This window comes from Roseomonas sp. BN140053 (genome assembly GCF_047690175.1).
Lineage (GTDB): Bacteria > Pseudomonadota > Alphaproteobacteria > Acetobacterales > Acetobacteraceae > Roseomonas.
Genome location: NZ_JBLLEB010000021.1, coordinates 1 through 22,063 on the forward strand (window position 1 = coordinate 1; position 22,063 = coordinate 22,063).

Genomic DNA, 22,063 nt, shown 5'->3' on the forward strand with positions numbered 1-22,063 from the left:
TGCCATAGCGGCGCGCCTCCCCAAGAGCGACCTGGCGGAGGTTGCCGCCATGCTCGTGTTCGTGGCCAAAACCTCCGACGCAGCCCGAGACCTTGATGGCCTGCCGGCAGATACTCCGCATGTCCGAGAAGCCGGCTTGTACGCAGCCGATATGCTCGAACGTATTTCGAAATCCCGCAAACCTCGTGGGCGCAGGACATCCGAAGGTGACGGCGCCATTTCGAATGCCTGTCAGGATGTCGAGTAGCGGGCCGAAGGAGAGCTGAGCCACTTCTCAGAAGCCGATGTAGCGAGCGAGGGCCGCCACCATGGAAGAGTATGTGCTGACGCCTCACCAATGCCTCCAAGGCAGGAAGCTCCTCGGCTGGACACAGGTGCGTCTGGCTGCTCTGGCAGGTATCTCCAGTGAGGTAGTCCGGCGCTTCGAAAAGGGGGCGTTCGTCACGAGCGAAGCAAGCTTGCGATCGATCCGCTCCGCCTTCGAGACTGTGGGTGGGGTCGACTGTGGAACTGGCTGGGAAAGCGAGCCGCGGCTGAGGGTTGGTGCTTAATGCGGGAGCATCTGCGGATCGAGCAGAAGGCGCACGGGCGGCAGGCCTAAAAGTCAGAGATTGAAGCCACGCACTCTCGCGTGCGCATCTGCAGGGCCAGCGCGTGGACAACGAGACGGAAAACTAGTGCCGCATTCCTGGCAGCGAAGCACCCGCGTCGCGCTTGAGCTCCTCCAGCAGCGGAGCCGGAGGTGCTGGTACCTCGGGTTTGCAGATCAGCAGGGGCGAGCCGTCGAGAGCGACGATCTTGCCGCTCAGCTTCAACAGCCTACGGTCGAAGGTGTGGAAAGCCTCCACGCGGGCGGCGAGGGCACTGGCGAGGTGGACCGCATCGGCAGGCTTGAGGCCGGGGTGACCATCGAGCAGCAGATCGCGCGCGAGGCCACCGACGTAGGTATCCACGGACACATTGAGGACCCAGGAGTTTTCGAAGAAGGCGGCCAGCGTGGCCGCATCGGCCGGCGTGCCAGGCGGAGGGCGCTTGCAGACTTCAGCCAGTGAAAAGGCCGAAGTCGCCAGCTCGACGATGTTCTTCTTGGCGGCGGCTACTACCGCCCTGCACATAGAACCGCGGTGCTCCATTACTCCTGTATCGGCGTCGGAGACCGTCTCATCTTGGATCAGCGCGATCCAGGAGCAGGCGTCCCAGTACAGGCGCTTAGGCGGAGCCGGCATCCCGCATCCCTGCTAGAAAGTCTTCGGACCTTAGGCCTCCGGTGAAACCCGGATCAGTGATGTCGGCGACGTCGGGCAAGCCACTGTTGCGGAGGAGCTGCAGCCGGTCGGCATCGACTTGGTAGAGGCGCCCTGGGCCCCTGTGGTGGAGGGTGCCGGAAACGACTAGCCGGCGGCCACGCTCGATAACCTCGCCCACGCTGCGCTCCTCAAAGGCAGCCGCAGCTTGCCCTTGGAGGATGCATTTAGCCGTCTCATTGGTAAGGCGAGCGCGAAGGCGAAGGACGAGGCGCCCAAAGCCATCCCGCTCGAAACCTTCGAAATAGCCTTCAACTGAGCCGAGTTCGCGATAAGGACGATCGACCGGCTTTTGGATCCGCACGATGTTGGCAGCTGCGGCCCGTGCCGTCTCGCTGGTGATAACGACGGGCGGAAGGTCATTGCCGAAGTCGATCGTGGTGGCGGCGAGGCCGTTGGACACCCGACCGAAGATGCCCCCGGCCTTCGTCAACGCGCGGTCGTCGAACCAATCGGGGCGTGCGGGCGCACGCTTGATTTCAGCGAGGCCATGGGCGGCAGCTGCACGCACCTTACGCTCACGCTGGTCGATGTTCATGCCGTGCCGCTTAGGGAAAGCGGTGATCTCAATCGACAGGGGGGAGTTGCGCGTGGCGCCCGTCACCCTCCAGACAATCTCGTTCTCCTCGCCCGGCTCCGCCACAGCATCCTCGACCTCTCGCAGCAAGCCGAGGAAGTCGCCCAGCTGCCCGATGAGGTCCTCCACTAGTGGCGCGTCGTCGCCCTCGCCCTTACCGGCGATGGTGAGCTTCATGGTCTGCATGGACGGCACCTCCCCGGCTCGAGCGCGCGACGACCTACGATCGCCGAACGTCTCTCCGGCGGCAAGCGCGTCAATACGTCGGGCACCGGTGAAACAACTTTCGAAGCTGCCAGGCGGTCAGTAATCCACAGAGCCGGTTTTCAAACCGCCACAACGCCACAACCCAGGTTTTCTGCGGGTTACAGCCCAATTTCGAACCGCCACGCAGAAATTGTGGTGGCGGAACGAAAGCGGCAAAAACCTAGGTAAGTCCTGGGTTGTGGCGTTGTGGCGGTCTAGAGCCCCCTGGTAAGGGAGAGAAGGGGTAGGGGATGGGCTTAGGTGCCCTCTGTACCCGCCTTCCGCTGCCGCCTCGGTGCGAGTGCGACCACGTTCTCCGGCTCCCGGCCTCCACCTTCACCACAGGCCACGACGTGCGTCGCCCAGGCGTCCAGTGCTGCCTTCCGCTCGGCCAGGAAGTCGTGCCGCTGGTACACCGCAGCGACACCCTGGATGGCGCCGGTAACGTGGTTCAGCAGCCGGTCAGCCACGTGCGGCGGGAAGCCAGCACCCGCTAGCCAGGTCACCGCCGTCCGTCGGAAGTCGTGGTAGCGCCACTCGGGGAGGGCAGGGGCCGCGCGCTTCGTGGCCGGGGCAGGGGAGGGGGACTTGCTGTCACCCGCCTCCCTCTTCATCGCCGTCATCAGCGCCAGCTTTGCCTTGCTGAAGCCGCTGGGCGGCGTCTTGCCCGTGACGGTGAACACGAGATCCCGACCATCGATCCGCGGCACTAGGCGCAGCTCGGCGCGCGCGGCCTCGGGCAGGTGCACCACGTGGGCCCGGCCGTTCTTCGCTCGCTCTTTCGGCAGGGTCCAAGTGCTGAGGTCGGCGGAGAGCTCGGACCATCCCATGCCCGCTACCTCCTCCCGGCGCGCCGCCGTCAGCAGCAGGAGCCGGACCACGGGGCGAAACGGGAAACCCAGGGTTCCAGCTGCTCGCCATAGCGCCCCGAGCTCCGCGTCGGTGAGAACCCGATCCCGGGAGGGGGCGCCCCCTGCGATCACCGGCAGGTCGGCGAAGGGGTTCACCCCCAGCCGGCCACGCTTCACGGCCCAGCCATAGCAGGCTCGCCCATAGGCCAGGGTTCGGCTCGCGATCGGCGCCTTTCCTGCGGCGGCCAGGGCATCCAGCACCCCGACCACGTCTGAGCGGGATAAGCTGGAGGCTGCGTAGACAAGGTGGGACGCAAAGGCGTTCCGCAGTGCCCGCTGAGCCTCGGCCGCGTAGGAGGGGCGGCGGCCAGAGAGGTGCAGCCGCGCCCATTCCTCGATCAGGGTCTCCAGAGTATAGCGGGCCTCCTGCTTCGCCTGAGCCTCCTCCGCTCGCCGGCGAGTATCCTCAGCCTTTGTCTTCTCCCGCTCCGCCTTCGGGTTCAGTCCCTGGGCGACCTTGCCCAGCCGTACCCGTGCGGCTTCCCGCGCCTGGTCAACCGTCAGGCTGCCCCAAGCTCCTAGCGGCTCCCGCACCTTCCTGCCCGTCGCTGCGTCGGTCCATTGGACGAGGAAGACGCGGTTCCCGTTGGCGGTGGCGCGGATCCCTAGACCCCGGCACTCGGTGTCGAAGGCGAGGCGGTCCTTTGCCCCCTCGGCGGGGCGGAAGGACTGGATGAAGCGGTCGGTGAGCTTGGGCATCTGGACCCACTGATTACTTTTGCGGACCCCGTGCGGACCCGGCAGGAAGGTCCGCTACGGGTCCGCATGGCGGTTCGTGGCGAGACTTATTCTGCGGACCCGCTGTGAAAGCAAGGTGATAGGCCGGTTTTGGCGTTCCGTGGCGTGAGACGGCGAGCTAATCTCGCCTACTCTTAATCAGCGGGTCCACGGTTCGAGCCCGTGAGCGCCCACCAACCCTGTCGGCGCCCTGAGGACCTCTGGCCATCCTGTAGCTGCCTGTCCCGGCGCATTTCCCTTCGTGTGCTCCTCGCGGGCATCATGAACCCAGCCGGTGGCTCACGGCGGCCTTCTGTGGCGTCACATCATTTCCGCTCCTCGGATACCGACGGTGTTGAAAATTCGGCTCCTTGGCTGGGCCGGTTCTTTGACGTCGGACCGCCAGGGTTGAACATCGCAGGGCCCGGCGTGCTGCGCCGCAAACCACGAATGCCCCCCGCCTGGGCGTAAGCTGCCCCCTCCTTGATCAACAGCACAAGCCGCGCGCATGCAAAACAGGTGTGATGCCGTCTCGGCAGCACGCCCGGCTTATTTTTGCGCTATTCGCGCTCGCTCTCCTCCTGTCACGCTGCTGTCATCCAGGGGATCACCACGATGCCGCAGCCTTCTTCTTCCACCGCGCGCCTGTCCCGCCGGAACCTGATACAGGCCTCGGCCGGCGTCGCGGCGCTGGGAGGCGCGGGGTTCATCTCCGTCGGTGCGGAAGCGGCCAACCCCGTGGTGAGCCTGCAACTCGGCTGGATCGCGGGCGGCAACCAGTTGGGCGAGATCGTCGCCAAGCAGCTCGGCTATTTCGCGGCGGAAGGCCTCGACCTGCGCATCCAGCCCGGCGGGCCCAACAACGACGGCGTCGCCGTGGTGGCGGCCGGCCGCTACGAGATGGGGCAACTGTCCTCCTCGCCCTCGCTGATGCTGGCGGCGTCGCAGGACATCCCCGTGCAGTGCTTCGCCGTGGGCGCGCAGCAGCACCCCTACGCCTTCTTCTCCCTGCCGCGGGCGCCGGTGCGCACGCCCGCCGACCTGCGCGGCAAGAAGGTCGGCATCCAGGCCACCGGCGTGATCCTGCTGCGGGCCCTGCTGGCGCGGAACGGCATGGAGCTGAAGGACGTGCAGGTCGTCACCATCGGCTCGGAGATGACGCCGCTGCTGACCGGGCAGGTGGACGTGGTCACGGGTTGGGTGACCAACACCACGGCGCTGAAGGTGCTCGGCCCCGACCGCATCGAACTGAAGCTGTGGGATGCCGGGGTGCGGCTCTACGCCTTGCCCTACTACGCCACGGCCGAGACGATCCGCACCAAGGGCGATGTCCTGGCGCGCTTCCTGCGCGCTGCCGGCAAGGGCTGGGCCTACGCCCATGCCCATCGCGACGAGGCCGTGGCCCTGCTGCTGAAGGAACTGCCCAACCTCAATGCCGCGGATGAGCGCGAGGCGGCGGACGTGATGCTGGCCGCCGAGTTCACCCCCGTCACCGCCACCCAGGGCTGGGGCAGCATGGACCCGGCCGTGTGGCAGGAGCAGATCGCGCTCTACGCGCAGCTCGGCCAGTTCACCAAGCGCACCCCCGCCCTGGCCGAGGTGATGAGCATGTCGGTGCTGGACGCGACGCGCGGGCAGCGCCCGACCCTCGGGTGAGCGCGGTGTCGGCTGCCACCACCGTTGCCTCGCCGCCGGCCGGGCCTGCGCCGAACGGGCCGGCACAGGCCGTGGCCCCCAGCGGGGCTGTGCTCGCCGCCGGGGGAGGCGCACCCGCGCTTGCCTGCCGCGCGGTGTCCGTCCGCTTCATGACCGAGGAACGCGCCGTCACCGCGTTGCAGGACGTGTCCGTGACGGTGCAGCAGGGCGGCTTCCTGACGCTGCTCGGCCCGTCCGGCTGCGGCAAGTCCACCCTGCTGCGGGTGATCGCCGACATCCTGCCGCCCAGCGCCGGCGAGTGCCGCGTGCTCGGGACCAGCCCGGCCGAGGCACGCCGGAACCGGCAGATCGGCTTCGTGTTCCAGGATGCGGCGCTGCTGCCCTGGCGCACGGCGCTGGACAACGTGCGCCTGCCGCTGGAAGTCGGCGGCCGCCCGAAGCTGCCGCCCGGCGCCCGCACGCCGGAGGAGCTGCTGGCGCTGGTGGGGCTGGCCGGCTGGGAGAAGGCCCGGCCGCACGAGCTGTCCGGCGGCATGCGCCAGCGCGTGGCCATCGCCCGCGCCCTGCTGGGCGGGCCGCGGCTGCTGCTGATGGACGAGCCCTTCGGCGCCCTGGACGAGATCACCCGCGACCGGCTGAACGAGGAGCTGCTGCGGGTGTGGCGGGAAACCGGCACCACCGTGGTCTTCGTCACCCATTCCATCCAGGAGGCTGCCTTTCTCGGCCAGCAGGTGCTGGTGATGGCGGCGCGTCCCGGGCGGGTGCGGGCGCTGGTGCCGGTGGATCTGCCGGAACCGCGTCACCTCGGCCTGCGGGAAACCCCGGCTTTCGTCGCGCTGGCGGCACAGTTGCGCACCGCGCTGGAGGGCTGCTGATGGACCTCGCCCTGACCGGGACGGCGCCGTCCGCCCTCCCTACGGCCGACGACGCGCATGCCGCCTGGCTGGCGGCCGCCCGCCGCGCCCGCTGGCGCCGCCGGCTGCTGCCGATCGCGGGTGCCGCGGCGCTGCTGCTGCTGTGGTGGGGGCTGATCGTCGGGCTGGAGGTGAAGCCCTTCATCGCGCCCTCGCCGGTGGTGGTGGTGCAGACGCTGGTGGCGAAGTGGGACGTGCTGCTGGCCAATCTCTGGCCCACGGCCATCGAGGCGGTGTTGGGCTTCGCCCTGGGCACGGCCTCGGCCATGGTGATCGCCACGGTGTTCGTGCACCGCAAGACCGTGGAGGAAGCCTTCTTCCCCATCGTGGTGCTGCTGAACTCCATCCCCGTGGTGGCCAAGGCGCCGATCCTGCTGCTGCTGCTGGGCGACGGCATGGCCCCCAAGATCGCCATCGCGGCACTGGTGTCCTTTTTCCCGACGCTGGTGAACGCGGTGCGGGGCCTGGAAAGCGTATCGCCGCAATCGATGGAGCTGATGCACGTCCTGTCTGCCACGCGGCGGGAGGTGTTCTTCAGGCTGCGGCTGCGCTCCGCGCTGCCCTTCCTGTTCTCGGCGCTGCGCATCGCTTCCTCCACCGCGGTGATCGGCGCCATCGTGGGCGAGTGGATCGGCTCGCAGGTCGGCATCGGGGCGCTGATCGTGCAGGCCACCTACAACTTCGACAGCGCCCTGCTCTACGCCACCATCATCTGCGGCTCCGCCCTGTCCATCGGCTTCTTCCTGGTCGTCGCCTGGCTGGAGCGGCTGACGCTGCGCGGCCTGCCGACGGCCCAGGCGCACTGAGGAAACATCCCATGACCGACTTCGTGACGCTGCCCGCGCGCGGCGTGCCCGTGGTGTCCCGCGCCGACGTGGTGGTGGTGGGCGGCGGGCCCGCCGGCTTCGCCGCCGCCGTCGCCGCGGCGCGCGAGGGCGCCAAGGTGGTGCTGGTGGAGCGCTACCCCTATCTCGGCGGCCTCGCCTCGGGCGGAATGGTGCTGGTGCTGGACGACCTGTGCAACGGCGCCGAGATCACCGTGCGCGGCCTCTGCCAGGAACTGACCGACCGCATGGTGGGGCTGCGGCTGGCGGTGTTCCCGCCGGAATCCGACCGCGGCCACGACCCGGCCATGTACCGCAAATGGGCGCGCTGGGGCCTGTTCGACTTTAACGTCCGCACCAAGCCGCACCCGATCTGCTACGCCGTGGCCTTCGACCCCGATGGCTGGAAGCGCGCCAGCGACGACATGGTGCGCGAAGCCGGGGTGGAGCTGCGGCTGCATTCCTGGTTCTCGCACACGTTGATGGAAGGCAACCGCGTCACCGGCGTGGTGGTCGAGAGCAAGTCCGGCCCGCAGGCGATCCTCGGCTCCGTGGTGATTGACGCCACCGGCGACCTGGACGTGGCGGCGGGTGCCGGCGCGCCCTTCCTGCACGGGCAGTATATGATGACCACGGTGTTCCGCCTCGGCGGCGTGGACACCGAAGAAGCCGAGCGCTTCGAATACGAGGAGCCGGAGGAGCACGCGCGGCGCGACATGGCGGTGCGCAAGCTGCTCGGCGGGTCCTGGGGTGTGTGGTGGATGAAGACGCCGCTGCCGGGGATCGTGTGGTGCAACTGCCCGCATATCACCGGGCTGGACGGGTTGCGGGTGGAGGACCTGACGGCAATGGAGTTCCGCGGCCGGCAGCACATCCATGCCGCGGTGGACTATGCCCGCGCCAACCTGCCGGGCTTCGCGAACTGCCACGTGGTGGACGTGGCGCCGCAGACCGGCGTGCGGCAAACGCGGCTGCTGGAAGGCGACTACGTTGTGACCAAGGAAGATATCCAGGACCGCGTCCACTTCCCCGACAGCGTGGCGCGCGGGCGGGACTACTACACGCCCTATCGCGCCCTGCTGCCGCGCGGGGTGGAGGGGCTGCTGGTGGCGGGGCGGCACTACTCCGCCACCTCCTCGGCGCAGAAGATTTCGCGCGAGATCCCGCCCTGCATGGCGATGGGCGAGGCTGCCGGCACCGCCGCCGCGATGGCCGTGTCCGCCGGGGTGACGCCGCGCGCGGTGGAGGTGCGCGCGCTGCAGGCGCGGCTGCGCGCGCGCGGTGCCGATCCCGGCGACGTGCCCTCGGCCAATGCGACGCGGGAGGCGGTGGCGGCATGAGCGCGCAGCAGCCGCTGTCGGGCATCAAGGTGCTCGACTTCACCCAGGTGATGCTGGGCCCCTGCGCCACGCAGATGCTGGGCGACTACGGCGCCGACGTGATCAAGGTGGAGCGCGTCGGCCAGGGCGACCTGTCGCGCTGGTCGCTGCCCGACGATCCCGGCGGCGCGCAGAACCCGATCTTCTGCGCCATGAACCGCAACAAGCGCTCCATCGCGCTGGACCTGAAGTCGCCGGCGGGGCTGGAGGTGGTGCACCGGCTGGCGGCGCAGGCCGACGTGGTGGTGAACAACTTCCGCGCCGGAGTAATGGAGCGGATGGGGCTGGGCTACGAGGCGCTGTCCAGGATCAACCCGCGCATCATCTTCGCCTTCGGCACCGGCTTCGGCACCGAGGGCCCCTACAGCCACAAGGGCGGCCAGGACATCCTGGCCCAGGCGATGACCGGGCTGATGGCGCGCAAATGCGCCCCCGAGGAGCCGACGCTGATCTATCCCACGGCGCTGGCCGATTATTCTGCGGGCATGCACCTGGTGCAGGGCGTGCTGCTGGCGCTGCTGCAGCGCGAGCGCACCGGGCACGGCCAGATGGTCTCCGTTTCGCTCTACGACAGCGTGCTGGCGATGCAGATGCAGGAAGCCGCGATGTGGCGGATGCGCGGCCAGGATTTTTCCTGGGGCGGCATGCCCTATACCGGCGTCTTCGACACCACCGACGGCGCCGTGGTGGTGGTGGGCGCCTTCAAGGCCAACCCGCTGCGCGAGATCTGCCTGGCGCTCGGCCTGGACGACCTGTCGGAAGACCCGCGCTTCCGCACCTTCACCCTGGCGCAGAGCAACCGCGCCGAGCTGCATGCGCTGCTGCGCGCCCGCTTCGCCGAGGGCAGCACCGCCCACTGGATCGAGCGGCTGGAAGGGCGCGACCTGCTCTGTTCGCCCGTGCGCTCGCTGCCCGAGGCGCTGGAATGCCCGCAAACCGCGGTCAACGGCATGCTGCTGGACGCGGAAGGGGCGGAAGGGCCGCTGGGACTGCTCGGCTCGCCCGTGCACCTGTCGGGCGACGCCTTCGCCCTGCGCCACCTGCCGCCCCACCTGGGCGAGGATGGTGAGGCGATCCTGCGCGAGCACGGCTATGACGCGGACGCCGTGGCAACGCTGAAGCGCGACGGGGTGCTGGCGTGAGCGTCCGGCTGGAGGTCGCGGAGCACGTCGCCCGCGTCACCCTGGACCGGCCGGAGGTGCTCAACGCCGTGGACGCCGCCACGGAGGCGGCGCTGGAAGTCATCTGGCAGCGCATCGAGGCCGACCGCGACATCCGCGCCGTGGTGCTGACCGGCGCCGGCGAGCGCGCCTTCTGCGCTGGCGCCGACATGAAGGGCGGCGGCAAGACCGGGCTGGAATACTGGGCGGAGCCGCGCCCCGGCGGCTTCGGCGGCATCGCGCTGCGCACCACGCTGGACGTGCCGGTGATCGCCCGCGTCAACGGCCACGCCCTGGGCGGCGGGCTGGAGATGCTGCTGGGCTGCGATATCGCGGTCGCGGCCGAGCATGCCGGCTTCGGCCTGCCGGAACCGCGCGTCGGCCGGCTGCCGCTGGATGGCGGCATGGTGCTGCTGCAACGCCAGGTCGGCTACCGCAATGCCATGGGCATGCTGCTGACCGGCCGCCGCGTCGGCGCGGCCGAGGCCCTGGCGATGGGGCTGGTGAACGAGGTGGTGCCGGCGGCGGAGCTGGACGCGGCGGTGGAGCGCTGGCTGGCGCAGGTGCTGGCCTGCGCGCCGCTGTCGTTGCGGGCGGTCAAGCAGGCCGTGCGCCGCACCGCCCAGCTCTCGCCGCCCGAAGCGCAGGCGCTGCGCCTGCCCGCCGTGATCGAATGCCTGGGCTCGGCCGACGGGGAGGAAGGGGTGCGCGCCTTCCGGGAGCGCCGCGCGCCTGCCTGGTCGGGGCGCTGACCGGGGGCGCGCTGCTTGCACGCCTCCGTCCTGCGCTACCTGCGCGAGGTCGCGCGCTGCGGCTCCGTGCGCAAGGCCGCAACGGCGCTGCGCGTCGCCTCCTCCGCGGTGAACCGGCAGATCCTCAAGCTGGAGGACGAGCTGGGCGTCCGCCTGTTCGACCGGCTGCCGGAGGGCATGCGCCTGACCCCGGCCGGCGAGGTGCTGCTGCGCCACGTTCGCGACACGCTGCACGACTACGACCGGCTGGTGGCCGAGATCGACGGGCTGCGCGGCATCCGCACCGGCCATGTCCGCATCGCCGCGCTGGACAGCCTGTTGCTGGACCTGCTGCCCGGGGCGCTGGAACGCTTCGTCGCCGCCTATCCGGCCGTGACCTTTTCCGTGGTCTCGGCCTCGCCCTCGGACGTGTTCCGGCAGGTTCAGGCGGCGGAGGCGGATCTCGGCCTGACCTTCGTGGCACCGGCCGGGCCGGCGCTGCAATCCGTGGTCAGCGTGCCCGCGCCGATCGGCGCGATCATGACGGCCTCGCATCCCCTGGCCGGGCGCAAGCGGCTCGGCTTCGAGGAACTGCTGCTCTTTCCCGCGCTGATCCAGCGTGACAACCTGCCCGCGCCCTCCTTCGTGGATGACGACTACGCGGCCTTCCGGGCCGCCGTGCAGGTCCGCTTCGCCTCCAACGAGATCGCCTTCATCAAGCGGCTGCTGCGCTCCGGCCTCGGGGTGGGCTTCTACACGCGCTTCGCCTTTCTGGCCGAACTCGCGGCCGGCGAGATGGTCTGGGTGCCGCTCGCCTCGCCGCGGCTGGCGGAACAGCACATCGGGCTGTTCGTGCCGACGCAGCGCAGCCTTTCCCCCGCCGGCAACGCCCTGGTGGGCGAGCTGGCCAAGTGGCTGGAGGCGCTGTGACGCACCCCGACCCCATCCTGATCGACGGCGCCCTGCTGCCGCGCGACGACGGCTCCGCCGCGCCCGCCTCCGTGCTGGTGGCGGAAGGCCGCGTCGCCGCCCTGGCCTGGGAAGAACAGGCGCGCCGGGACCTCGCCGCCCGCGCGGCGCAACGGGTGGCGGCCGAGGGCTGCTGGCTGCTGCCGGGGCTGGTGGACGCGCACGCGCATGGCTACGCCACCCTGCTGCGCGGCACCGAGAGCGCCCTGCCGCTGGAACTCTGGGCGCTGTTCACCACCGTGCACGGCCGGGCGCTGGATGCCGGCGCGCTGCAGGCGGCGATCCTGCTGGGCGCGGCCGAGCGGCTGCGCGGCGGGATCACCGCCACCGTGGACCACACGCCCTATGTCGCCCTGGCCGAAACCGCCCTGGCGGCGCACGAGGCTTCCGGCCTGCGGGTGGGCTACGCCGCCTTTCTCCAGGACATCAGCGACTACGACCTGCTGGGCGTCACCCTGCCGCCGGAGCTGGAGGCCATCGCCGGCGGGCCGCCGCCGCTGGACCCCGCCTATGCCGAACGCTTCGCCACCATCGTGCAGGCGGCGCGCGGCGGTTCCGGCCGGGTGGTGCCGATGCTCGGCCCCAACGCGCCGCAGCGCTGCTCGCCGGCGGCCTGGGCGCTGTGGCGCGCGCTGCGCGACCGGCACGGCGTGCCCGTGCACACCCACCTGCTGGAAACGCGCGCACAGGCGCGCATCGGCAACCGCTGGCCGGGCGGCACGGTGGCGGAGATGGCGCGGCAGGGCCTGCTCGCCCCAGGCCTGTCCCTGGCACACGGGGTCTGGACGGGCGAGGCGGAGCGGGAGTTGCTGGCCCGGCACGGCGCCGTGGTGGTGCACAACCCCGCCAGCAACATGATGCTTGGCAGCGGTGTGCTGCCCTTCGCCGCCTATCGCCGCGCCGGGGTGACGCTGGCGCTGGGCACGGACAGCAGCAACACCGCCGGGCGGCACGACCTGTTCGAGGCGATGCGCCTGGCGCTGATGCTGCACCGCTCGCCCGGCAGCGACCCGGCGGAATGGCCGCGCGGCGCGGAGGTGCTGGCCATGGCGACGCGAAACGGCGCGCGCGTGCTGGGGCTGGAGCGGGAGCTCGGGCGCGTGGCACCGGGGCAGTTCGCCGACCTCGTGCTGCTGCGGCGCGACGCGGCCGGCACGACCATGGCGGTGGAAAGCGCCGAAGGGCTCGCGCTGCATGGCGGGGCGGAAACGGTGGAGGCGGTGATGGTCGGCGGCCGCTGGCTGCTCCGCGACGGCGTCATCCTGGCCTTCGATGAAGCGGCGGCGCTGCGGGCTGCCCGGGATGCGCGGGAGATGCTGCGGGAGCGGCTGCGAACGGGCGACGAGGTCGTGCGCCGTGCCCTGCCCGGGATAGCAGCGGCTCTGGCAACCCAGGGGTTCTAGCGAGCACCGGCGAATCCGCGCGGTCTTGCCGCCCTGTTGCGCAGGACCGGGGGGACCAGGGCGCCGCCGGCAGAATCGGCCAGGGGGGAGAACGCGGTCATGGCCCCGGGCGAGTGGGGTGGAAACAAGGCCATGGCGGCGCGGCTCCCATCAGGCAAGGTTTCGCGAGATTTGGGCGTCGCGGCGAACCACCGTGGCGGCGGCCACGTTTTCCCGGCGTGAACCGCATCGTCGCGGCAATGCGCGGGGAACGGCGCCCGGCCCCATCCGGAGGGGGCGCCCGCCGCGCGAGCCAGCCGAACCGGAGGAAGAAGCGCCATGGCCGATCCTGGCATCCTCGAACGGAGCCGAACCGCGGGAACCGAGGAAGCGCTGCGCGCCCTGCACCCCGCCGGCGAGCCCCTGCCGCCGCCCGAGCAGGAGGAGGCTTTCGGGAATTGCTTCGACCGCTTCGGCGAAGCCCGCGTGGTGCTGCTGGGCGAGGCCACGCACGGCACCGCCGAGTTCTACCGGGCGCGGGCCGCCATCACCCGCCGGCTGATCGAGCGGCACGGCTTCAGCATCGTGGCGGTGGAAGCGGACTGGCCGGATGCCGGGCGCATCGACCGCTACGTGCGCCACCGCGCGCCGGAGCCTTCGCCGGAAGCGGCCTTTGCGCGTTTCCCGAGCTGGATGTGGCGCAACCGCGAGGTGCTGCACTTCGTGGAGTGGCTGCGCCGCCACAACGAGGCCCGGCCGGAGCGTGAGCGGGCGGAGTTCCGCGGGCTGGACGTGTACAGCCTGGGCCAGTCCATCGGGGCCGTGCTGCGCTACCTCGAGGAGGTGGACCCGGAGGCCGCGCGCGTCGCGCGGAAGCGCTACGGTTGCCTGACGCCCTGGCAGGCCGAGCCCGAGCATTACGGCCGCGCCGTGCTGCACGGCGCCAGCCAGTCCTGCGAGGACGCGGCCATCGCGCAGCTGCGCGAGCTGCTGGACCACCGGGTGCAGTATCTCGGCCGTGACGGGGAGGGGTTCCTGGATGCGGCGCAGAACGCGCGCATCGTCCGCTCGGCCGAGGGGTATTACCGCGCCATGTACCGGGGCGGGGCGGAGTCCTGGAACCTGCGCGACCGGCACATGTTCGACACGTTGCGCGCCGTGCTGGAAGCGCGCGGGCCGGATGCCAAGGCCGTGGTCTGGGCGCACAACTCGCATATCGGCAATGCTTCCGCCACGGCGATGGGCTGGAGCGGCGAGTTCAACATCGGCGAGCTGTGCCGCACCGCCTTCGGGGCGGATGCGGCGCTGATCGGCTTCGGCACCGACCGCGGCACGGTGGCGGCGGCGGATGACTGGGACGGGCCGATGCGCGTCATGGAGGTGCTGCCCGCCCGCCCCGACAGCTACGAGCACCTGTTCCGCCGCGCCGGCCTGGCCCGCAGCCTGACGGATTTGCGCGGTCCCGGCCGTGCCGCCCTGCGCGAGGCACTGCTCGGCCCGCGCCTGGAACGCGCCATCGGCGTGATCTACCGGCCCGACACGGAGTTCTACAGCCACTACTTCGAGGCCGTGCTGCCCGAGCAGTTCGACGCGGTGGTCTGGTTCGAGCAGACCCAGGCCGTCACGCCGCTGGACACCGAACCCCCGCGGGGCATGCCGGACACCTATCCGTTCGGGATCTGAGCTTCCGGCCGGGGAGGGGAGAAGAGCCGCTCCCCTGGATCGCTCGCGGAGGAATGTTCCGTGCCTCCGAACCCATCAGCGCCCCGGCGAGGGAGAGCCGGCGCGGATGGCAGGCAGTGCACACGCTTGTTCCCCACCGGCGGAGTCGCGCCTCGCGGGGGCTCGGAGCCCTCCAGGGGAGGGAAGCGCCGGGGGCTGCATCGGGCCGGGGATGCCGGGGGGCGCCCGAAGCGCCCTGGGCCGGTTTGTTCGCACCGGTGGTGCGGGAACTGCGCCTTGCCGCCTCGCGGCCCAACCGGCGCGCACTCCCCAGGAACACCGCACCGCTGCTTGGGCCGCAGCAGCATCGCCGGCCGTGAGGTAGGTTGCCCGGGCGGCCGGGGACGGAATCGGTCTACAATCGAGACTTGTCCCGAGATCGCGTCCGGAGCTGGATCGAAGATGCATGCCTGAGCAACACACGCCGCTGATCGCCACGATCAGCGCCGGCCTCGTGCTGGCCTTCGCCTTTGGGCTGCTGGCCCAGCGCCTGCGCATCTCGCCCCTGGTGGGCTACCTGCTCGCCGGCGTCGCCGTGGGCCCCTTCACCCCCGGCTTCGTGGCCGATGCCGGCTTGGCCGGCGAGTTGAGCGAGATCGGCATCATCCTGCTGATGTTCGCCGTTGGCCTGCATTTCTCGCTTCACGACCTGATATCGGTGCGCCGGGTCGCCGTGCCGGGGGCGATCCTCAGGATCGTCGCCGGCACGCTCATGGGCATGGGGCTGGCTTGGCTGCTGGGCTGGGGCCCGGGGGCGGGTGTGGTGCTCGGCCTCGCCCTCTCGGTGGCCAGCACCGTGGTGCTCACGCGCGCGCTGGGCGAGCGGCGGCTGATGGACACCGATCGCGGCCGCATCGCCGTGGGTTGGGTCGTGGTGGAGGACCTCGTGATGATCCTGGCGCTGGTGCTGCTGCCCGCGCTGGGGCAGGCCACCGCCGGCGGGGCCGTGTCGCTGTCCGACCTGGCGCTGACGCTGGGGATCACGGTGCTGAAGGTGGCCGCCTTCGTGGCGCTGATGCTGATCGGCGGCCGGCGGGTGATCCCCTGGATCATGCACTACGTCGCCCATACCGGCTCGCGCGAGCTGTTCCGCCTGGCCGTCTATGCCCTGGCGCTGGGGGTGGCCTTCGGGGCGGCGCAGCTCTTCGACGTGTCCTTCGCGCTGGGCGCCTTCTTTGCGGGCATGGTGATGGCCGAGAGCCAGCTGAGCCAGCGCGCGGCCGAGGAAGCGCTGCCGCTGCGCGACGCCTTCGCGGTGCTGTTCTTCGTGTCGGTGGGCATGCTGTTCGACCCGGCGGTGCTGGTGCGCGATCCCTGGGCGGTGCTGGGCACGCTGGCCATCATCGTGCTGGGCAAGTCGGCCGTGGCCTGGGTCATCGTGCGGCTGCTCGGGCATTCGCAGGCCACGGCGCTGAGCATCGCCACCGCGCTGGCGCAGATCGGGGAGTTCTCGTTCATCCTGGTGGGGCTGGGCGTCTCGATGCGGCTGCTGCCGCCCGAGGGGCGCGACCTCGTGCTGGCGGGGGCGATCCTGAGCATCCTGCTCAACCCCTTCCTGTTCGCCCTGGTGGAAACGCGCAATGCCCGGCGCGCAGCGCGGCGGGCCGCCATCCCTGTGGCGCCGACGGCTGGCCCCGCCCCGGTGGAGGAGCCCGACATCGCGCCCGTGCCGGCCACCACGCGCCTGACCGGGCATGACGTCCTGGTCGGCTACGGCCGCGTCGGCGCGCTGGTGGGGCCGGAACTGTCCGGAACCGGCCGGCCTTTGCTGGTGCTGGACGACCGCCCCGCGGCGCTGGAAGCGGCGCGGCGGGACGGCTGCGAGGTGCTGCAGGGCAACGCCGCCGATCCGCGGGTGCTGGCCGCCGCCAACCTGCCCGCGGCGCACCGGCTCTTCGTCACGGTGCCGGAAGCCTTCGAGGCCGGGCAGGTGGTGGAACAGGCCCGCGCGCTGAACCCGGGGCTGGAGATCGTGGCGCGGGCGCACACGGATGGCGCGGTGGAGCACCTGACCCGGCTCGGTTCCACCCTGACCATCATGGGCGAGCGCGAGATCGCCCGGCGCATGGTGCAGGCGGCGCGCGACCCCGCCGGGGCGCTGGCGCATGGCGCGTCCTTCGATGCGGCCCAGGGCAGCCCGGTCGCCGTTGCGGCGGTGTCGCTGTCCTAGCCGGCCGCGGCGAGAGGCACGGCCCGCGGCGTGCTGCCGGTCGGGACGGGCGGTGACGCTGCGGGGGTGAGACGGCGGGGCCGCGTGCGTCCGCCATGCCGACCCCGGGCACCGCCTCAACTCCGCGTGTCAGGGCCCCGGTCAGCGGGCCGGGCGGGGCTGGCCGAGATGCCGCGGCGGGGAACGGCCACATATGCCGTCCCTGATCCAGGATGGCATGAGGGAAAGCGCAGCATGGCGGACACCGGGTTCCACGTGTTCGACGAAACGCTGGTGTCCACGGTTGCGTGGCTCGACGAGGTCGAGGCCGCGCTGGGAGCGGACCGGCAAGCGGCGTGGCACGCGCTGGGCGCGGTGCTGCGGACGCTGCGCGACCGGGTGCCGGTCGGCCTCGCCGCGCATCTCGGCGCGCAGCTGCCGCTGCTGCTGCGCGGCGCCTATTACGAGGCCTGGCACCCGACCCAGCCGCCCGAGCGCATGCGGTCGCTGGGCGCCTTCGCGGAACGCATCCGTGCGGAGCTGCCCGAAAACAGCCCGGTGGAGCCGGGCGAGGCTATGCGGGCGGTGTTTCGCGTGATCGCCCACCGTGTCGATCCCGGCCAAGTCACCAAGCTGGTGGACGTGCTGCCGGACGAGCTGCGGGAGGTGTGGCGCGAGGTGGCGGTGGTTCGCAGCAAGCTCGCCGACGCGGCGGGCGCGGAGAATGGCGCGCCCTGAGGCGCGGCGCCGGTCCGGGGAAACGCGGCGGGTGGCGCGGGCACGCCGGTGGCGCGCGCTGCCCCGCGGGGCGCTTCGCCAAACAGCCGCTGTGCCTGGTGCGGCGCAACGCCCCTCGCCGGGGAGGGGGCTAGGCTGCGCCGGGCAATCAGGCTATGGACCCGCGCGTCCTCGCAGGCCGCCGTTTTTTTCCGCTCCCGCCGCAAGGTTCCGGGGCGGGGGCACGGGTTGGCAGGCGGGACGCTTGGGGTTACTAGCACTCGGCCTCCTGTCCCGTTCGTCTAGAGGCCTAGGACACCAGCCTTTCACGCTGGGTACACGGGTTCGAATCCCGTACGGGACGCCATAGGCCATTCCGCCACTGCGACCTTCCGCGCCGTCCCGAAGCGCTGGGACGGCTGGATCACCCCTGCCGCAATCCGGCCCATCAGCCCTGCGAACCGCCCGCTTTCCGCCAGCCTGTGCTTCGGCGGTGGCAGCCGCGCGCGGCCCGGCCCGCGCCGCCGCCCGGTTCAGGAGCGGCCGGGATCCTTTGCCTCGGCCAGGGGGGCGAGCAGCCGGTCGAGCGAGCGCCGCACCACGCCGTAGCACTCGCAGGACGCGCTCTCGAGCCCCGCACGGTCGGTGATGGTGATGCGGCCCCGTTCGTAGCGGATCAGCCCCGCCTTCTGCAGGATGCCGGCCGCCACAGTGACGCCCGCGCGGCGCAGCCCCAGCATCATCGCCAGCAGCTCGTGGGTCATCGGGAACTCGTCGCCCTGCGAGCGGTCATGCGCGATCAGCAGCCAGCGGGCCAGGCGCTGCTCGGTGTAGTGGCGGCCGTTGCAGGCGGCGGTGCGGGCGACCTGGCCGTGGTGCACCAGCGCGTAGCGCAGCAGCAGCAGGCGCAGCGCCGGGTCTTGCTCCATCTCCTCCCACAAGGCGGCCGCGCCGATGCACAGGGCGGTGCCGGGGTTCTGCACCATGGCCTCCAGGTCGTCGTGGTCGGCGCCCAGGATCACCGGCAGCCCGACCACGCCTTCATGGCCGATCACGCCGACCTCGGCGCCGTCGCCGTCTTCCAGCGTGGCGATCATGGAAACCCAGGCGGTCTCGGGAAAGTACACGGTGGTGATGGGCCGTCCCGGCAGGTGCAGGACCTGGCGGAGGTGAAGCTCCACCCGGGTGAGTCGCGGCAAAAGGCGGTGGAGGCTTTCGGCGGGCAGGGCGGAAAGAAGACGGCTGCGCGAAGCAGCTTCGGAGGGAGCAGTGTGGGCCACAAGGCGATCCGGCGACGGGTATCGGCGGGACCACGCTGCTCTCCCAGCCGTCCATGCCGAACTGCGATCCGGACGGTGGGAACCGTATGGCGCGCAGGGGATTCGAGGTCGGTACGCAAAAGCACATTCGTCGGGGATGCAGGCGCGCGGATGGCGAGCATCGAGGGCCGCGGGCCCTGGCGGCGGGGGTTGAACCGGGGCTGGGACGGTGCGTCCTGCCGTGGCGGCGGGACGCACCGTGCCGCTTCAGCGGGCGGGGTGGTCCGGCATCCGGCCGTCGTCGTCCTTTGCGGGATCGGCGCCGTCCTTGCCGGAGCCGTAGCCTTCCTCCGTGCGCTCCATCGACTCCTCCGCCGGCTGCTCCGGCGCGTCCTTGGCCTTGCCGGGTTCCTTGTCCCAGCTCTGCTCGGTTTTGCGGGACGCCTCGCTCCAGTCGCCGGCCAGGGGCCTCGGTTTGTCGCTCACGCTTCGCTTCTCCTCCGTGGCAGTTCATCGTCCGGAACGGCGCGGGCCCCGGGCAAGCCCGGCACCCGCGCTGCAGGTGGCCACGATGGCGCCATCCGCATAACCGTCGATTCCGGCGGTGCCGGGTGCCGCGCCGGGGCCGCGCTGGCGGACCGGGCCTGCGGATCACCCACGGCGCGGGATCGGCGACCTGCTGGCAACGGCTGGCGGGGCGGCGGGCTGCGCGGGGGGGCGGGCAAAATCGGGTGGCCGGGGAGGGGGCGATGCCTCGGTGCCAGCCGGGGCGCCGGTCGCGGCGGGGCCGTGCCGCTGCCGCGTTGCCCGGCCGACGGCCCTGGCCGGGGGTGTGCCGTGCCGCGGCGCCACCCCGGCACTGGCAGTTCTTGCAGGAACGTCGCGCGGGGGCGGCCGGGCGGTGGCCGCCTTCTCCGGACCGGGGCGAGCCTCTACATGCGCGGGATCGAACAAGGGGTTTCTGCATGACCGTCCAGGCGAATTTCCGCACCGCCGAGCATCCCATCAACCCGCTCTTCCTGGAGCGCTGGTCGCCGCGCGCCTTCACGGATGAGGCGATCCCGGAAGCGGAGCTGCTGACGATCCTTGAGGCGGCGCACTGGGCGCCTTCCTCCTACAACTCGCAGCCCTGGCGCTTTCTGTATGCCCGCCGCGGCACGCCGAGCTGGGACAGGTTCCTGGGGCTGCTGAACGAGTTCAACCAGTCTTGGGCCAAGAACGCCGCGGCACTGGTGATCATCGTGTCCAACTCGCTGATGCTGACGCCCGGGGCCGAGAAGCCGGTGCCGTCGCACAGCCATTCCTTCGATGCCGGCGCTGCCTGGGGCAGCATGGCGCTGCAGGCGACGCTGCTGGGCTGGCAGGCGCACGGCATGGTCGGCTTCGACCTCGACCGCGCCTTTGCCGAGCTGAACGTGCCGCAGGGCTACCGGGTGGAAGCCGCCATCGCCATCGGCCGCCAGGGCGACAAGTCGCTGCTGCCCGAGCGCATGGCCGCCCGCGAGGTGCCCAGCACCCGCAAGCCCCTGGCCGAGGTGGTGCTGGAGGGCGGCTTCCCCGCCGCCTGAAGGCGGTGCCGGGGCGAGGCTTCGCCCCGCATCGCGGCCGCGGGCGGCAGCGGCCCGCGGCGCCCGCCGGCCCGGTGGCGGCCGGCGGTGGCGCGCCGCGCGCCGGCCGGATGAGGGCCGGCGGCGGCGCGGCGCGTCAGGGCAGCAGCTTGGTGGCGGCCCGCAGCGCGGCGCAGAAGCGGTTCTGCCCGCGCATCAGTTCCACGGCCGCCGGCTTGCGCAGCGCTTCCGCCATCTCCGGCATCTCCGCCGCCACCGCCAGGGTGGGCAGCGGCGGCACGGTGTAGGCCGGGTCGTGGGTGAAGCGCGGCTCGCGCGTGTAGTTCAGCGGCACCAGGATGCGCGACAGCGCCTGCACCGCCTCGTTGCGCGCGGCCGTCGGCGCGCTGTCCAGCCGGCCCAGCGCGGCGCGCAGCGTTTGCACCGCCTCGCGCGACGGCGACAGGTCGGCCATGCCCTTGGACGCGGCCTCGTAATTGTTGATGGTGGTGTCGAACTCGTCGCAGGTCGCGGTCCAGTTGAAGGGCAGAACCTCGGCATTGGCGACGCGCAGCACGGACAGCAGGTAGATCTTCATGTCCGTCATCAGCACGTCGGGATCGGCGATCTCCAGCGTGTCGTTTTCCGTGTGCCAGGCGATGTTGGCGCCGCAGCCGGACACGTCGTAGTAGTTCTTCTCGTGCCGCAGCGCTTCCGGCATCGTGCTGGACAGCATGAAGAAGCTGGGCAGGCCGATGTTGTTGAAGGAATAGTCGCCGGCCTGCGGCGGCCGCAGCGTCTTGATGTCGGCGTCGGGCTTGATGTCGCGGATCGCCCCGGCCGCGATCTCCGCACTTTCCGAGAAGGCGCGCGTGTCGTGGTAGGAAGTCGCCCAGCGGCAGCCAGGGCTGTCGCAGTTGATCTGCGCCAGGCAGTTCTCGTCGAGGTCCTGGGCGAAGGCGTCGGTGAACCAGGTGGAGCCGGCGTAGCGGCCGGTGGAATGGCCGGGCCACCAGGCGATGCGCACGCTGCGCTTCAGCTGGTCGCGCTTGCTCCACAGCACCCGGGCCAGTTCCAGCATGCAGGCGTCGCCGGTGGCGTTGTCGCCCACGCCGACATCCCAGCTGTCGTAGTGGCCGTGCAGCATCACGAACTTCTCCGGCTCCTCCGTGCCGGGGATGGTGGCGACGGGGATCTTCTGCGGGAACCAGCCTTCCTCCATCACCGTGCGGATGGTGGCCTCGCCGCCGCGCTCGGCCAGCGCCATCAGCTTCTGGCCGTCGGGGTTGTTCACCGCCACCACGGGGATCTTGGGCTTGCGCGGCAGGTCGTGCAGGTCCGGGCTGCCCCAGATGGTGGTGCAGGTGCCCCAGTGGATGTCGATCCCCGGGTTCACCGCGATCAGGCCGACGCCGCCCCATTCCTCGATCAGGCTGGTGAGGGCCGGGTTCCCGAAGCCCTGCATCACCACGATCTTGCCGCCGACCTTTTCCCGGACTTCCTCCACCGACTTGATGGAGCCGCCGAACAGCGTGCCGATGTCGCGGTTATAGGAGCGCAGCGCCTTGGGGTTGGCCACCAGCTTCACCAGCGGCGCGGTGCGGCCTTCCGGCACGGACAGCGCGGAGGAGGGCGGCTTGGCGCGGAAGGTGGTGCCCTCGGCCGTCACGGACGCGTCGTGCGGCACGGACAGGCAGATCTCGGGCTGGTGCACCTCCACCGGCACGCCGTGGCGGCGCAGCCGCTCCACGATCATCTCGGCCGCGGCGTTCACGTCGTCGGGCTTCCAGCGCGGCGTGCCCGCGAAGGTGGTCACGAGATCCCAGGGCGCGTCGAGCGACACGGCATCGAGGAAAGTCTGTTCGGCAGGCGAGATGGGCATGGCGCGTGGGTTCCGGG

20 protein-coding genes and 1 tRNA gene are annotated in these 22,063 nt (G+C 71.2%); 15 read left to right on the plus strand and 6 right to left on the minus strand.

Annotated elements, in window-relative coordinates:
* The coding region (locus ACLIBK_RS17175) for a hypothetical protein (protein WP_415388510.1) at window positions 1-247 on the plus strand (247 nt) is incomplete at its 5' end.
* A gap of 61 nt (window positions 248-308) precedes the next feature.
* Entirely contained in the window at window positions 309-551 is a 243-nt protein-coding gene (locus tag ACLIBK_RS17180; RefSeq protein WP_415388511.1) for a helix-turn-helix domain-containing protein, read from the plus strand.
* Between the two features lie 123 nt (window positions 552-674).
* On the opposite strand, the gene ACLIBK_RS17185 is transcribed toward ACLIBK_RS17180, so the two are convergent.
* From ACLIBK_RS17185 to ACLIBK_RS17195, 3 genes are all read right to left on the minus strand, one after another.
* Window positions 675-1,226 carry a type II toxin-antitoxin system VapC family toxin gene (locus ACLIBK_RS17185; RefSeq protein WP_415388512.1) on the minus strand — a complete coding sequence of 184 codons (552 nt, stop codon included), beginning with the start codon at window positions 1,224-1,226 and terminating at the stop codon, window positions 675-677.
* Window positions 1,210-2,067 carry a hypothetical protein gene (locus ACLIBK_RS17190; RefSeq protein ID WP_415388513.1) on the minus strand — a complete coding sequence of 286 codons (858 nt, stop codon included), beginning with the start codon at window positions 2,065-2,067 and terminating at the stop codon, window positions 1,210-1,212. The genes ACLIBK_RS17185 and ACLIBK_RS17190 overlap by 17 nt, the downstream gene beginning before the upstream one ends.
* Before the next feature lie 317 nt (window positions 2,068-2,384).
* Window positions 2,385-3,737 (minus strand): tyrosine-type recombinase/integrase, encoded by a 1,353-nt coding sequence (locus ACLIBK_RS17195; protein ID WP_415388514.1) that lies wholly within the window; start codon window positions 3,735-3,737, stop codon window positions 2,385-2,387.
* Window positions 3,738-4,370: 633 nt separating this feature from the next.
* Here ACLIBK_RS17195 and ACLIBK_RS17200 point away from each other — a divergent pair.
* The 12 genes from ACLIBK_RS17200 to ACLIBK_RS17255 all read left to right on the plus strand — a co-directional run bounded on the left by ACLIBK_RS17200 (window position 4,371) and on the right by ACLIBK_RS17255 (window position 17,725).
* Entirely contained in the window at window positions 4,371-5,411 is a 1,041-nt protein-coding gene (locus ACLIBK_RS17200) for an ABC transporter substrate-binding protein (protein WP_415388515.1), read from the plus strand.
* Window positions 5,412-5,560: 149 nt separating this feature from the next.
* Window positions 5,561-6,286: an ABC transporter ATP-binding protein gene (locus tag ACLIBK_RS17205; RefSeq protein ID WP_415388516.1), complete on the plus strand. Its 726-nt coding sequence runs from the start codon at window positions 5,561-5,563 to the stop codon at window positions 6,284-6,286.
* A complete protein-coding gene (locus ACLIBK_RS17210) occupies window positions 6,286-7,131 on the plus strand; it encodes an ABC transporter permease (protein WP_415388517.1) in 846 nt (281 codons plus the stop codon). Before ACLIBK_RS17205 ends, ACLIBK_RS17210 begins: the two co-directional genes overlap by 1 nt.
* An 11-nt stretch (window positions 7,132-7,142) precedes the next feature.
* Complete coding sequence (locus tag ACLIBK_RS17215; RefSeq protein WP_415388518.1) at window positions 7,143-8,489, plus strand: FAD-dependent oxidoreductase; 1,347 nt, start codon at window positions 7,143-7,145, stop codon at window positions 8,487-8,489.
* Window positions 8,486-9,670: a CaiB/BaiF CoA transferase family protein gene (locus ACLIBK_RS17220; RefSeq protein ID WP_415388519.1), complete on the plus strand. Its 1,185-nt coding sequence runs from the start codon at window positions 8,486-8,488 to the stop codon at window positions 9,668-9,670. Before ACLIBK_RS17215 ends, ACLIBK_RS17220 begins: the two co-directional genes overlap by 4 nt.
* Entirely contained in the window at window positions 9,667-10,440 is a 774-nt protein-coding gene (locus ACLIBK_RS17225; RefSeq protein WP_415388520.1) for an enoyl-CoA hydratase-related protein, read from the plus strand. Before ACLIBK_RS17220 ends, ACLIBK_RS17225 begins: the two co-directional genes overlap by 4 nt.
* 15 nt (window positions 10,441-10,455) lie before the next feature.
* On the plus strand, window positions 10,456-11,349 hold the full coding sequence (locus ACLIBK_RS17230; protein ID WP_415388521.1) for a LysR family transcriptional regulator: 894 nt from the start codon (window positions 10,456-10,458) through the stop codon (window positions 11,347-11,349).
* Window positions 11,346-12,791, plus strand: a complete 1,446-nt coding sequence (locus tag ACLIBK_RS17235) for an amidohydrolase family protein (RefSeq protein WP_415388522.1) — start codon at window positions 11,346-11,348, stop codon at window positions 12,789-12,791. Before ACLIBK_RS17230 ends, ACLIBK_RS17235 begins: the two co-directional genes overlap by 4 nt.
* Window positions 12,792-13,109: 318 nt before the next feature.
* Window positions 13,110-14,453 (plus strand): erythromycin esterase family protein, encoded by a 1,344-nt coding sequence (locus ACLIBK_RS17240; RefSeq protein WP_415388523.1) that lies wholly within the window; start codon window positions 13,110-13,112, stop codon window positions 14,451-14,453.
* A gap of 445 nt (window positions 14,454-14,898) precedes the next feature.
* Window positions 14,899-16,662, plus strand: a complete 1,764-nt coding sequence (gene ybaL, locus ACLIBK_RS17245) for a YbaL family putative K(+) efflux transporter (protein WP_415388524.1) — start codon at window positions 14,899-14,901, stop codon at window positions 16,660-16,662.
* A gap of 234 nt (window positions 16,663-16,896) precedes the next feature.
* Window positions 16,897-17,379 carry a DUF2267 domain-containing protein gene (locus tag ACLIBK_RS17250; protein WP_415388525.1) on the plus strand — a complete coding sequence of 161 codons (483 nt, stop codon included), beginning with the start codon at window positions 16,897-16,899 and terminating at the stop codon, window positions 17,377-17,379.
* A 270-nt stretch (window positions 17,380-17,649) separates the two neighbouring features.
* Window positions 17,650-17,725, plus strand: a tRNA-Glu gene (locus tag ACLIBK_RS17255).
* A 166-nt stretch (window positions 17,726-17,891) separates the two neighbouring features.
* Here ACLIBK_RS17255 and ACLIBK_RS17260 read toward each other — a convergent pair.
* Both ACLIBK_RS17260 and ACLIBK_RS17265 read right to left on the minus strand, forming a co-directional pair.
* A complete protein-coding gene (locus tag ACLIBK_RS17260; RefSeq protein ID WP_415388526.1) occupies window positions 17,892-18,557 on the minus strand; it encodes a Crp/Fnr family transcriptional regulator in 666 nt (221 codons plus the stop codon).
* A 327-nt stretch (window positions 18,558-18,884) separates the two neighbouring features.
* The gene (locus ACLIBK_RS17265; protein WP_415388527.1) at window positions 18,885-19,103 is read right to left on the minus strand and encodes a hypothetical protein; all 219 of its coding nucleotides are present in this window, start codon (window positions 19,101-19,103) and stop codon (window positions 18,885-18,887) included.
* 479 nt (window positions 19,104-19,582) lie between these two features.
* On the opposite strand from ACLIBK_RS17265, the gene ACLIBK_RS17270 reads away from it, so the two are divergent.
* Window positions 19,583-20,185: a nitroreductase family protein gene (locus ACLIBK_RS17270; protein ID WP_415388528.1), complete on the plus strand. Its 603-nt coding sequence runs from the start codon at window positions 19,583-19,585 to the stop codon at window positions 20,183-20,185.
* 136 nt (window positions 20,186-20,321) lie between these two features.
* On the opposite strand, the gene ACLIBK_RS17275 is transcribed toward ACLIBK_RS17270, so the two are convergent.
* On the minus strand, window positions 20,322-22,046 hold the full coding sequence (locus ACLIBK_RS17275; RefSeq protein WP_415388529.1) for a M28 family peptidase: 1,725 nt from the start codon (window positions 22,044-22,046) through the stop codon (window positions 20,322-20,324).
* Window positions 22,047-22,063 lie beyond the last annotated feature (17 nt).